We start from the raw sequence: 12,067 nt of genomic DNA, 5'->3' as shown, positions 1-12,067 counted from the left end.
ACCTTCCTGTCGGCAACCTCATTGGGCGTGACAGGACGCTAAAATCGGGCGTAATCGGGGTTTAAAAAGGGAATAAAAGCATTAATAACAGAAATCTCGAAGGTGTGGGTGCGCGAAAGTAATTGGCGCGTTAAAATGCCAAAGGCGCCCTGATTGGAGCGGACGTCATGCCTGCCGCTGAATTCGTCGATAACCTCTGCTAATTCGCGACGTTCTTCATATAGTTGCCGCACAATCGTACCTGGTAAAGGCAGGGCCGGCGAGCTCCCCAGAGACCCGGTTTGGCCATTGTAAACATAAACCCAGTTTTGTAAAAAGTAGAGCACATCCGGCGAAAGAGCGGGCGTGGTAAGAGGAAAGGTGCCGCCTTCCAGACCAATGGCGTAGTCTAAGTCGGGAACCTGTTTGAACACATATTGGGCGCGCAACACGGCGCCGTCAATGATCTGTTCCTGTGAAAGCGGCATATCCGGAATGGGCGTACGGGCGCCCATGGTTACAAACTCAAAACGCTGATTTTGCAAATAAGGGAAAGTCTGTTGTAGCTTAGCGCACGCCGACTTTACAGCTTCTACCTTTGTTTTGTTTAAAGAACCAATGCCAATTTTCATGAGAATTATGCGCTTAATTTTCCTCTGAGGTACCGCTGGTATCCGCCGGCGTGGCAGGCATTTCAGGCGATTGAATGTATTCTTCCAGCGAGGGTGTTCTTTGTTCTTCGGGCATGGGCTTTTCTTCGGCCTGCTGCAGCAAACTGCCAAGACGCTCTTTGTAAGCCTCAATGGAATCGGGTACTGTAGAAAGTTCCATCAGATTATCCGGATTTTGCAATTTAATCTGCGCCAGAACGGCAAAGGGCGTTTCTGCATTTTCTACGATTACACGCTCATAGGCTTCCCGCGCCTGATCGAGCTTTCCGATTTTGGCATAAACCAGCCCGATCCGATATTTGGCCTCGGCCTTACTCCACTCGTCGTTACTGTCTTCGTATTTGATCGCCCTCTGGTAGTATTCGATGGCGGTTTTGTAGTCCATCGTATCCGCATTCTGTGGGTTAAAGCGAGCCGCCTCTTCGTAGTATTTTCCAATCTGGACGTAAATGGCCGGCACTTTTTCCGGAATCAGATTCTCTTTAAGCATCTGAAGCAAAAGGTCCATCTGTTTTTCGTATTCTTCCAATTTATTGTAGCATTCGGCCATGCGTAATTTGGCATCAATATCCAGCTCCGAGGTGGGATAAAAAATGAGCAGGCGTTGATACGTGTCCAGTGCGCTTTTATAGTCTCCCTGAGCAAATAAAAGGTCGCCATCCTGCAATATTTCTTCAGGAGAACGGGTTTCCTGTAAAACGGCATCTTTTTTACTGCCGCAGGAATTAAACGCCATAATGAAGGCTAATAATAAAAAAGAAAGCAGTATGCTACGCTTCATAACTTACTCCCGGGTTTTTACGAACCCAAACTTGTGATTCAGCTTACGCTAATTTAGGTGTATTCTAAAAAAAATCATAATTTTATTTTACTTACCAGTTCTTCTTCGTTGATGGTCAGCAACTCCCGCTCTTTCATCACCCAGCGCCCATCCACCATCACATGTAAAACATCGGCCTCGTTGGTAGAAAAAATTAATTTGGCGTAAATATTTTCGTCAGGAATGGAGTGAACTTGATTTCTTTTTATAAAGACCAGGTCGGCTTTTTTGCCGACTTCCAGGCTGCCGATCTGCTCATCCAGCCCCAGGGCGCGTGCGCCGTCAATGGTTGCCAGACGAAAAACGGTTGGGGCGGGCATGCTTTCCGGCCCGTGCAGGCCTTTTTGAATCAACGCGGCCAGACGCATTTCGGTAAAGATGCTGAGATTATTATTGCATGGGGCGCCATCTGCGCCCAAAGAGACGTTAATTCCTCTTTCAAGATAATCGGGGATGGGAGCAATGCCGGAACCCAGTTTTAAATTGGCTGACGGACAGTGCAGCACCTTGATATCATTGGCACGCATTAACCGGCGGTCGTTTTCATCGGTCCAGATGCAGTGGGCCAGACGCAACGGCGCTTCGGTAAGACCCAGATGTTCAAAAACCTGAATGTTGCTCATTTTGAATCGTTCTTCCACCAGAGCCACTTCGCTTTTATTTTCGGATGCGTGCGAGTGGATGCCCACGCCATATTTTTTAGCCAGCAGACCGATCTCTTTTAATAAATATTCGCTGCAGGAAAGGACAAAACGCGGGGCAAAGGCATAGTGAATGCGGCCGTTATCGTAACCATGCCATTTTTCAAGCAGATCAATGCTCTCCTGAAGGGCTGCATCGCCGGACTCGATCAACGCTTCCGGGCCGTCTCCGTAATCCATCAGCATCTTGCCGCTAATGGCCCGCATGCCGGTTTCAGCTATTACTTCGAAAAGAACGGCAGCGTGTTTAACAATGCCAATGTCCATGATGGTGGTGGTGCCGCTGCGGAAAAATTCGGCAATGCTCAATTGGGCGCTTAAACGAAGGCTTTCGGGCGTGTGCGAGGCTTCGCCCGGCCAGATCTTTTTTTCGAGCCAGCCCAATAGAGAAAGATCTTCGGCGGAATTGCGGAAGAGGGTTTGCGCCAGATGCACGTGCGTTTGGACGAATCCCGGAACAATGAGCAGCTCATCGGCGTAAACAATCTCTGCTTCAGGATCATCAATCCGGGGAGCAAGAGAGGCGATGCGGCCGCCTTCGATTAAAAGATCGCCCCGGAACACATCCATGTTGTGATTGGCCGTTATCAGAAGGCCGTTTTTGATTAGTAAGCGTTTTGATTTCATAATACCTTATTAATTAATGAGCTAACAAATTTAAACGATTGCTTGATATGGGGCAAATAAAAGTAAATACAGAAATAGTGAATTTTATAACTTTTTACTTGACTTTGTTGGAGTGATTTTTTACTTTGCATCATTTGAATATACTTGCATTTAACTAAAATAAAGGAGACTAAGATGGGTATCAAAGTAGCGATCAATGGGTTCGGACGCATTGGGCGTCTGGTTTTTAAGGCAGCTTTTGAAGATAAAGACGTGGAATTTGTTGCCATTAATGATTTGACCGATGCCAAGACGCTGGCACATTTATTAAAATACGATTCCGTTCACGGAAAATTTCCGGCTGAAGTAAAAGCAGACGGCGATTACATTATTGCCGGAGATCAGAAAATCAAAGTATTGGCAGTAAAAGATCCCGCCGAATTGCCCTGGAAAGAGCTGGGCGTTGAATATGTAATAGAATCAACCGGCGTTTTCAGAACGCGTGAAAAAGTAGCAAAACACTTACAGGCCGGCGCTAAAAAGGTGCTGTTAACCGTTCCGGCAAAAGATGAAATCGACAATACCATCGTTATGGGCGTAAATGACGATCAGCTTCGTCCGGAAGATGCGATTGTATCCAATGCATCGTGCACAACCAACTGTCTTGCGCCGGTAGCCAAAGTTTTGCAGGAAACATTCGGCATTAAACGCGGATTAATGACGACCATTCACGCTTACACCAACGATCAACGCATTCTGGATCTTCCGCACAAAGATTTACGTCGCGCGCGCGCTGCCGCCGTTAGCATGATTCCAACCACCACTGGCGCCGCACGTGCGGTCGGCAAAGTAATTCCTGAACTGAATGGTAAACTGGATGGTATGGCTGTGCGCGTACCCACTCCGGACGGTTCTCTGGTTGATCTGGTAGCTGAACTGGAAAAAGAGGTTACCGTGGAAGAAGTCAATGCCGCCATGAAAAAAGCCGCAGAAGGCAGCATGAAAGGCATTCTGGAATATTGCGAAGACCCGATTGTTTCTGTGGATATCGTTGGAAATCCGCACTCCAGCATTTTTGACGCCCTTTCCACAACGGTTATGGACGGCAACATGGTGAAAGTGTTAAGCTGGTACGATAACGAATGGGGCTACTCTGTGCGTTGCGTGGACTTGCTGAAAAAAATGGCCAGCATGTAACAAAACAATGGAGAGGCGCTTTAAGTTGCCTCTCTTTTTTTAGTTGGATTAGCGGACAGGAGAAGGAAGATGAAAAAACTAACCATAGACCGGCTTGATTTGAAGGGTAAAAAAGTTTTAATCCGCTGCGATTTTAACGTGCCGTTAAATGAAAAAGGCGAGATTACCGATGATCGGCGCATTGTGGCTTCTTTACCGACCATCAAAAAGGTGCTGCAGGACGGCGGAGCGGCCATTTTGTGCAGCCATCTGGGAAGACCGAAAGGTCAGGTTAAAGAAGAATTACGCTTAAAACCGGTGGCCAAACGGTTAAGTGAGCTGTTAAATGTTGAAGTAAAAATGGCGCCCGATTGTATTGGTCCCGAAGTGCAGAAGATGAAGGCCGAGCTTAAACCGGGCGAAGTGCTGTTGCTGGAAAATTTACGCTTTCACAAAGAAGAAACAGAAAACGATCCGGAATTTGCCCGTCAGCTGGCAGAAGGCTGCGATCTTTACATCAATGACGCTTTTGGCACAGCGCATCGCGCTCATGCTTCGACCGAGGGCGTTACCAGATATTTTAAACAGGCCGCAGCCGGCTATCTGATAGAAAAAGAGTTGAAATATCTGGGACAGGCCATCGAAAATCCCACGCGCCCGTTTGTGGCCATCTTAGGCGGGGCGAAAATCTCCGGCAAAATCGATGTGATCAGAAATCTGTTCAACAAAGTGGACACGTTGATTATTGGCGGAGGCATGGCCTACACCTTTTATAAGGCGCAGGGCTATGAAATCGGAAAATCATTGCTGGAAGAAGACCGCATCGAGATGGCCGGACAAATTTTGAAAGAGGCCAAAGAGAAGAACATCAACCTGTTATTGCCCGTTGATGCAGTGGTGGCCGATAAGTTTGATAATGATGCCGTGCGTAAGGTGGTTAAAGTAACGGAAATTCCCGCAGATTACATGGGAATGGACATCGGGCCGGAGAGCATCAAGCTTTTTGCGGAAGAAGTTTCCAGAGCCAAAACCATTGTGTGGAACGGGCCGCTGGGCGTTTTTGAAATGCCCAATTTTGAAACAGGCACGCGTAAAATTGCCGAAGCCATCGCCCAGGCCACGAAAAATGGCGCCGTGAGTGTGATCGGAGGCGGCGACTCAGCGGCGGCCATCGCCAAATTCGGCATGGAAGACCAATTTACGCACATCTCCACCGGCGGCGGCGCATCGCTGGAATTTCTGGAAGGGAAGGAACTGCCGGGTATTGCCGCGCTAACCGATGCCTGAGCGTAAAATACTTTTATTCAACAGATATTTAAACAAATCAGACGACCGGCGTTCTTCGATCGGTCGTCTGATTTATTTTAACAGGAAGTGGAAATAAGGGAAGGGGCGCATGGCCCTGGCGAGGCGATGCGTTTGTGTTTAATCGTCAGACGAAATTTTGCTGAAACAATTTTGGCAGCAAATGGGGAAGCATTCTGCAAAAACGACGGATTAAATCTTGAAATTAAAGTGAACGGTAGAAGAAAATGAGGGCGCCAGGAGCAAAGAAACGGCTACATCTTTTTCAACTTAATGTGGTGAAAAATATGATGTATCCCGGAAGCCACACGCATCCCATTAACCATTCAACCATTCAACCATTCAACTATTCAACCATTCAACTATTCAACCATAATCAAGGAGAATAACTCATGAAACGCCAGATCGTAATCGCCGGAAACTGGAAGATGCACAAAACCAATAGTGAGGCCATGCAACTGGCCAATCAGGTGAGAATAAAAACGATGGACATAACTAAAACGCAGATCGTCATTTGTCCGCCTTTTACCGCCCTTGCGCCGGTTTACGAAGTTATTGGCGACTCCAGAATTCATCTGGGGGCGCAGAACATGTTCTGGGAAAAAGAGGGCGCTTTTACCGGAGAAATTAGCGCGGGCATGATCAAAAGTACGGGCGCGGATTATGTGATTATTGGCCACTCTGAACGGCGGCAATATTTTGGCGAAAGCGATGAAACCGTTAATAAAAAAGTGAAAGCCGCGCTGGAAAACGGTTTAAAGCCCATTGTGTGCGTTGGCGAAACCCTGGAAGAGCGGGAGGCCAATATTACTTTAAAAGTGGTCAGCCGACAGATTCGCGGCGCTTTTGCCGATTTAAGCGCCGAACAGATGAAAAAAGTGATTGTGGCTTATGAACCGGTTTGGGCTATCGGCACCGGCAAAACGGCCACGCCTGAACAGGCGCAACAGGTGCACCAGGAAATTCGTCAGCTGCTTACGGAGATGTTCGGAAGCGAAATAGGTGAAAAGATGGTCATTCAATACGGTGGCAGCGTAAAGCCCGCAAACGCCGAATCACTTTTGAGTCAACCGGATATTGACGGCGCGCTGGTGGGTGGCGCCTGTTTAAAAGCCGACTCGTTTTCGGAAATCATTCACATTGCTGAAAAGTTGCAATAGGCGTTTGGTTGAATGAGCGGGGCATGCGCTGCTGGGCTGGTTACTGGCGAGCGAGCATTCAAGCATTTGGTAGCCCTCACTCCCTGCCCAACAGTCATCCCCCCTTCCACGTCATTCCCGCGCAAGCGGGAATCCCTTCCACCCTTCCATGTCATTCCCGCGCAAGCGGGAATCCTTTTCACTTTGCAGTGGATTCCGGCTCTCGCTACGCTCGGCCGGAATGACGCCGTGGTAGTCATTCCCGCGCAAGCCCCACAGTCATTCCTGCGAAAGCAGGAATCCCTTCCCCCCTTCCACGTCATTCCCGCGCAAGCGGGAATCCCTTCCACCCTTCCATGTCATTCCCGCGCAAGCGGGAATCCTTTTCACTTTGCAGTGGATTCCGGCTCTCGCTACGCTCGGCCGGAATGACGCCGTGGTAGTCATTCCCGCGCAAGCCCCACGTCATTCCTGCGAAAGCAGGAATCCCTTCCCCCCTTCCACGTCATTCCCGCGCAAGCGGGAATCCCTTCCACCCTTCCATGTCATTCCCGCGCAAGCGGGAATCCTTTTCACTTTGCAGTGGATTCCGGCTTTCGCTACGCTCGGCCGGAATGACACCGTGGCAGTCTTTCCCGCGCAAGCCCCACAGTCATTCCTGCGCAAGCAGGAATCCCTTCCCCCCTTCCACGTCATTCCCGCGTAAGCGGGAATCCTTTTCACTTTGCAGTGGATTCCGGCTCTCGCTTCGTTCAGATGACAGGCCGACAACCATTCAACCATCCAACTCTTACACTTAAATATACAAGTGTGGTCAAAAGCAATAGATTACAAATCATGCTGTAAAGGGGAGGCTTCTTCCAGAGTTCTGGCGTTGTGACCGGCGGCGCGTAGTTCCTCAACAAATTGCGGAAAACCGTGCGTGCAGTAAATTTCCTGCGGTTTCAAGGCGTCTGCCAGTTCCAGTAACTGATGGTAGTCGGCATGGTCGCTTAAGGGGATAACTTCATTAACGCCAAAACGTCGATGCGCATTGGGCTCCATTCCCCAGCCAGATAAATAGATGGTGTAGCCAAAACTCAACATTTTGTAAAAGCGGTGAAAGCGATAATTAACGGGCAGTAAAAGGGCCTTGCCCCGTAAATCATTCCGATCGAATAATTCGTAATGGCCAAAGGTTACGCCAAATTTTTCGTAAGTCGGCACATATCGGGCAATCTGTTCTTCAACAGCAACGGGAATTTGGGCATCGGTCAAAATCTTGAGCGCCTCCTGCCCCTTTCCCAGTGAATAGGCAAAGATGATGGGCGTTTTGTTCTTAGCCAGCAGGGTTTTACAGCGGTCAATCAGGCGATCTTCCACCTCTTCGCGGGAAGGCATCCGGTAGCGAGCCTGGCCAAAGGTCGTTTCCATAATCAGCACATCGGCTTGCACATATTCAAACGGTTCCACGGTTCTGGAAGGGTGCAGCCGAAAATCGCCGGTGTAAAGCAGAGAAATCCCGTTTTTTTGGATTTTAATCTGCGCCGAGCCTAAAATGTGTCCTGCAGGATGCAGCGAAATTTTATAATCGCCTACCGATAATTCCTGGCCGAATTCGACAGGCTGGTAGTGGGTGGGTTTGATGCGTTGTTGCACAAACTCGGCGGTTGGAGGCGTGCACAATATTTTTTTGTGGCGCGCCAGATGATCGGTATGGGCATGTGAAACAAAGCCGAAGGGCTTGACGCGCTTGCTATCCAGCCAGAGATCGATCTCTGGAATGTGCAGGTCCCGCTCAAAGTGAAATAATCTTGGCCAATCAGTCAATCGGCTCTCCCATCAGCGTATTGGAGGTTACTTCGTTAATTTTTACGCGAACAAAGTCGCCGACTTTAGCGCCATTGTCCGGAAAGACCACAATTTTGTTGCCGTCGTTTCTGCCTAAAAGCTGGTTCGGTTTTTTCCCTTTACCTTCAACCAGCACGTCAAACACCTGTCCCACATGCTGTTGATTCTTTTTTAAGGCGATTTTTTTCTGTAGCTCCACCAGACGCGTGATGCGGGAAGTTTTATCTTCTTCGGAAACATCGTCGGGATATTTGCGCGAGGCGATGGTGTGCTGCCGCTCGGAATATTTGAACATAAAGGCCGCGTCAAATTCCACCCTGCGCATCACTTCCAGTGTGTCCTGAAACTCTTCTTCCGTTTCCGTGGGAAAACCGACAATTACATCGGTGGTCAAAACCAGTCCGGGAATCTTTGAGCGCATGTAATCAACCAGGTCCAGAAACTCCCGTTGCGTGTAGGTGCGGTTCATCAGTTCCAGAATACGATCGTTGCCGGCCTGCAGGGGCAGATGGATGTGTTTGCATGCTTTGTCATTATTCGCCACCACTTCAATTAATTTTTCTGGAAAATCCTTGGGATGCGGAGAGGTGAAACGTATTCTGCGGATGCCATCGACCTGCGAAACCATTTCGATTAAATCGGCGAAATCGTATTTATCAAAGCGGTAGGAGTTTACATTCTGCCCCAGAAGTGTAATCTGTTTAAAACCTTTGCTGGCTAAAGTTTTTACTTCTTCCAGCACATTGAACGGGTCGCGGCTGCGTTCGCGTCCGCGCGTGTAAGGAACCACGCAAAAGGTGCAAAAATTATCGCAGCCGCGCATCACGGCAATCCAGGCATTAACCCCGCCCTCGCGTTCCGGAAAGATATCGCTGTAGGTCTCATATTCCGACAATTTGAAGTCGGATTCCTTTTTGCCTTCTCCGATAACGTGCGAGAGCATTTCGGGCAGTTTTTTGTAGCTGTCCGGACCGGCCACCACATCCACGCCGACTTTTTCGTCCAGCAGTTCATCGCGCAGATTTTGCGCCATGCAGCCCAGAACGCCTAACACCAATCCCTTTTTGGTTTTGCGCAGTTGCTTAAGCGTGTTAATTCTTTGCTGCACCTTTTGATGGGCGTTCTCGCGCACCGAACAGGTGTTCAAAAAAACGACTTCCGCCTCTTCGGGCGATTCGGTAAAATGGTAGTGGTGTCGCTTTAAAATGGTTTTGATGATTTCGGTGTCGTATTCATTCATCTGACAGCCGTATGTTTCTATGTAAACACGTTTCAATGTATTTCTCCGATTATTTTATCGCCATCAATTTCTATGAGTTTTACGGGAACAATTTCATTTTTTAAAGAACGGTCGCTGCGCGCTTTGATGCGCATGTAGTTATCGCTAAAGCCTTCCCACAAGCCGTTGATCTGCTGTTCAAACAGCACATCCACCGTCTGTCCAAGAAACTTGCGGTAAAAAGCGAATTTCTTGCGCTGTCCCATTTCGATCATGATTCGGTTGCGCAATTTTTTAACCTGCGGCGCCACTTTTGGTTTCATTTTAAAAGAAGTGGTGCCTTTGCGATCCGAATAGGTAAACACATGGAAATAAGCCAGCGGCAAATCGGCCACGCGTTTTTTGGTGTTGATAAAGGCCGCGTCGTCCTCGCCTGGATAACCGACCATGATATCGGTACCCAGGCCAACATCCGGCAGGCGTTTGACGGCGTAATTGACGATGCGTTCAAAATCGTCAAAGGTGTGTTTGCGGCGCATGGATTCCAGAATTTTATCATCCGCGCTTTGCAGCGGAATGTGTAAATGACGGCAGATTTTTTGCGAATCGGCCATCAAATCGATCAGTTCAGGCGTGACTGTGGTCGGCTCAATGGAACTGATGCGAATGCGCTGCAGTCCGTTTATCTTTTCCAGCTCGCGTAAAATATCCAGAAAGGTTTTATCCTGATATTGATAGGTGCCGATATTTACGCCGGTTAACACGATCTCTTTAAAGCCATGATCCACCAGCTCACGCGCTTCGTTTACAAGATCGTCGAATTCTCTGCTGCGCGCCGGACCGCGGGCCGTGGCGATGATGCAAAACGAACAGACGAAATTACAACCGTCCTGAATTTTTAGATTGGCGCGCGTATGAGTATCGTAAAGGCCAATGGATTCGATGACAAAGGGCTTGCGCGAAATTTTACTGGAATGGACAACCAGCGGTTGGGCCTGCTTTTGCAGATTGTCATCCAGATAGCGGTCGATGGCCATTTTGTGTTCATTGCCCATGATTAAATCCACGCCTTGAATTTGACTGATGACATCCACCGCCATTTGAGCGTAGCAGCCGATTACCGCCACAAAGGAATCGGGATTTTTGCGTAAGCTTTGCCGCACGGCATTTCGGCACTTGGCGTCGGCCTGCTCGGTAACCGTGCAGGTATTGATAATCGTTAAATCGGCCTTCTGCCCAAATTCGACAATCTGGTAGCCCTGCTGTTTGAGCTTGTTGGCAATGATGGCTGTTTCTGCCTGGTTCAGGCGGCAGCCCAGTGTATGTAAAGCAACCGTTGGCATGGGTGCGATGATTCTCTCCGTTTTTAACCCTTCATTCTACTCGTTTAATTAAAGCTTCAAAATTTAACGGTAATCTGTCCGTTTGTCAAACTTAAATCTTTGAATATTCATTCTTTTAGGAAGGAAGCCTGACCTTTTAATATCGGCATTTGATTTTTATTAAAAGAACGAGTTCTTTTTACATTTCCGCAAATTTTGTCGTATATTAGACGCAGGCATTGGGGAACCAATCATGAAGGAATTAAAAGCATTTACGGAATGCGAATTACAGTTTTTAAAGGAGACGCTGGAAAAAACAAGCGGTTTGCTCTTTCCGGATGATGCCACGCGTTTTGGCTCCTTAAAATTTCATTTTTACTCGACGGCAAAAGCGAATGAATACCATTTTCAGATTTTCTGGGGACCGCACAAAATTTTTTCCCGTAAACACGTTCAAAGCGCGAATAAAGACGAACTGCTGCGGGATTTGCAACTGGCCCTGAAAAAATCGGCCAATTCTATCGTCAGGGCCGCCATTCAATACTGTGAAGACCGTTTAAATGATTTCCTGCAGATTGAATTACAGCCTTTGTTAAACAAACATGGACTCGATCTTTTGCAGCTTGATATAAAAGTCCGTCAATCGAAAAAAGCACTGCCGGCGGGCGCCAATGGCGGCTGGCCGGTGTGGTGCCTGCTGATGGCCTGGACCGATGAATTCGGCGAATTTCAGGAATTTGTTCATAAAATTGTTTTTGATGTACAGCGCAAAATGTTCAACATCTCCGCCGCCGACATCGTTAAGCAGTTTATTAATTACCGAAACAGTTTACTGTAAGCCGCATTGCAAATATTGCTCTGAGGACATAGCCGATTGAAGGTCAAGTTCTGCCGACTCACACGAAGTTTTTTATACCAGCCCCTTCTCTAAAGGAGCACAACTGTAAACAACAAAGCTTTGATTTATTTAATATATCGATAGCCGGTTTTCAGCCTTTTCTGCAGATGTCATGGAAAGAAAAGTGAGGTGTCGGTAGAGGCAGGATAAGGTTAAAAAAAAAGAAAAACTTCTTTCTCATTCTTTCAACCACCGATTTCCTTAATTTAACCACTCAATCAATGAGACCGCATTATCGACAGATATGGCCTATTTATCCAGGCGGGGCAAGCTGGGGGCACCAAGTGAAAGTATGTTGGGTATGGAAAGTCGGTTAGCTAAGGTCCTTAAACCTTAAAAATACAGTAGAATCATGTGTTTCATACTGAATGTCTCCCAAAATTTCAAACAAAGACCTCATA

Annotated in this window: 10 protein-coding genes; 4 read left to right on the top strand and 6 right to left on the bottom strand. The window is 47.8% G+C overall.

Translation table 11 applies throughout. The features are described 5' to 3' along the window. Positions 1 to 38: 38 nt before the first annotated feature. The 3 genes from Cabys_RS12785 to Cabys_RS12775 form a co-directional block, all read right to left on the bottom strand. Positions 39 to 611 carry a DUF84 family protein gene (locus Cabys_RS12785; protein WP_006930997.1) on the bottom strand — a complete coding sequence of 191 codons (573 nt, stop codon included), beginning with the start codon at positions 609 to 611 and terminating at the stop codon, positions 39 to 41. Positions 612 to 624: 13 nt separating this feature from the next. Next, positions 625 to 1,431, bottom strand: coding sequence for a tetratricopeptide repeat protein (locus Cabys_RS12780; protein ID WP_006930996.1), 807 nt, complete (start codon positions 1,429 to 1,431; stop codon positions 625 to 627). 74 nt (positions 1,432 to 1,505) lie between these two features. Continuing rightward, positions 1,506 to 2,798 carry a 5'-deoxyadenosine deaminase gene (locus Cabys_RS12775; RefSeq protein WP_006930995.1) on the bottom strand — a complete coding sequence of 431 codons (1,293 nt, stop codon included), beginning with the start codon at positions 2,796 to 2,798 and terminating at the stop codon, positions 1,506 to 1,508. 174 nt (positions 2,799 to 2,972) lie between these two features. Between Cabys_RS12775 and gap the strand changes: the two genes are divergently transcribed. The 3 genes from gap (at position 2,973) to tpiA (ending at position 6,418) form a co-directional block, all read left to right on the top strand. Continuing rightward, positions 2,973 to 3,974, top strand: a complete 1,002-nt coding sequence (gene gap, locus Cabys_RS12770; protein ID WP_006930994.1) for a type I glyceraldehyde-3-phosphate dehydrogenase — start codon at positions 2,973 to 2,975, stop codon at positions 3,972 to 3,974. A 69-nt stretch (positions 3,975 to 4,043) separates the two neighbouring features. Then, positions 4,044 to 5,240, top strand: a complete 1,197-nt coding sequence (locus Cabys_RS12765) for a phosphoglycerate kinase (protein ID WP_006930993.1) — start codon at positions 4,044 to 4,046, stop codon at positions 5,238 to 5,240. Between the two features lie 410 nt (positions 5,241 to 5,650). Further along, positions 5,651 to 6,418 (top strand): triose-phosphate isomerase, encoded by a 768-nt coding sequence (gene tpiA / locus Cabys_RS12760; RefSeq protein WP_006930992.1) that lies wholly within the window; start codon positions 5,651 to 5,653, stop codon positions 6,416 to 6,418. Positions 6,419 to 7,225: 807 nt separating this feature from the next. On the opposite strand, the gene Cabys_RS12745 is transcribed toward tpiA, so the two are convergent. The 3 genes from Cabys_RS12745 to mtaB are packed head-to-tail and all read right to left on the bottom strand — an operon-like array spanning position 7,226 to position 10,789. Continuing rightward, positions 7,226 to 8,206 carry an MBL fold metallo-hydrolase RNA specificity domain-containing protein gene (locus tag Cabys_RS12745; protein ID WP_006930990.1) on the bottom strand — a complete coding sequence of 327 codons (981 nt, stop codon included), beginning with the start codon at positions 8,204 to 8,206 and terminating at the stop codon, positions 7,226 to 7,228. Next, positions 8,199 to 9,503, bottom strand: a complete 1,305-nt coding sequence (gene miaB / locus Cabys_RS12740) for a tRNA (N6-isopentenyl adenosine(37)-C2)-methylthiotransferase MiaB (protein WP_006930989.1) — start codon at positions 9,501 to 9,503, stop codon at positions 8,199 to 8,201. Before miaB ends, Cabys_RS12745 begins: the two co-directional genes overlap by 8 nt. Continuing rightward, positions 9,500 to 10,789 carry a tRNA (N(6)-L-threonylcarbamoyladenosine(37)-C(2))-methylthiotransferase MtaB gene (gene mtaB / locus Cabys_RS12735; protein ID WP_006930988.1) on the bottom strand — a complete coding sequence of 430 codons (1,290 nt, stop codon included), beginning with the start codon at positions 10,787 to 10,789 and terminating at the stop codon, positions 9,500 to 9,502. The genes miaB and mtaB overlap by 4 nt, the downstream gene beginning before the upstream one ends. Before the next feature lie 232 nt (positions 10,790 to 11,021). On the opposite strand from mtaB, the gene Cabys_RS12730 reads away from it, so the two are divergent. Further along, positions 11,022 to 11,606, top strand: coding sequence for a hypothetical protein (locus Cabys_RS12730; RefSeq protein ID WP_006930987.1), 585 nt, complete (start codon positions 11,022 to 11,024; stop codon positions 11,604 to 11,606). The last annotated feature ends 461 nt before the right edge of the window (positions 11,607 to 12,067 follow it).

It is taken from the genome of Caldithrix abyssi DSM 13497 (assembly GCF_001886815.1).
Taxonomy (GTDB): Bacteria; Calditrichota; Calditrichia; order Calditrichales; family Calditrichaceae; genus Caldithrix; species Caldithrix abyssi.
This window is presented reverse-complemented; position numbering and strand designations above follow the sequence as displayed.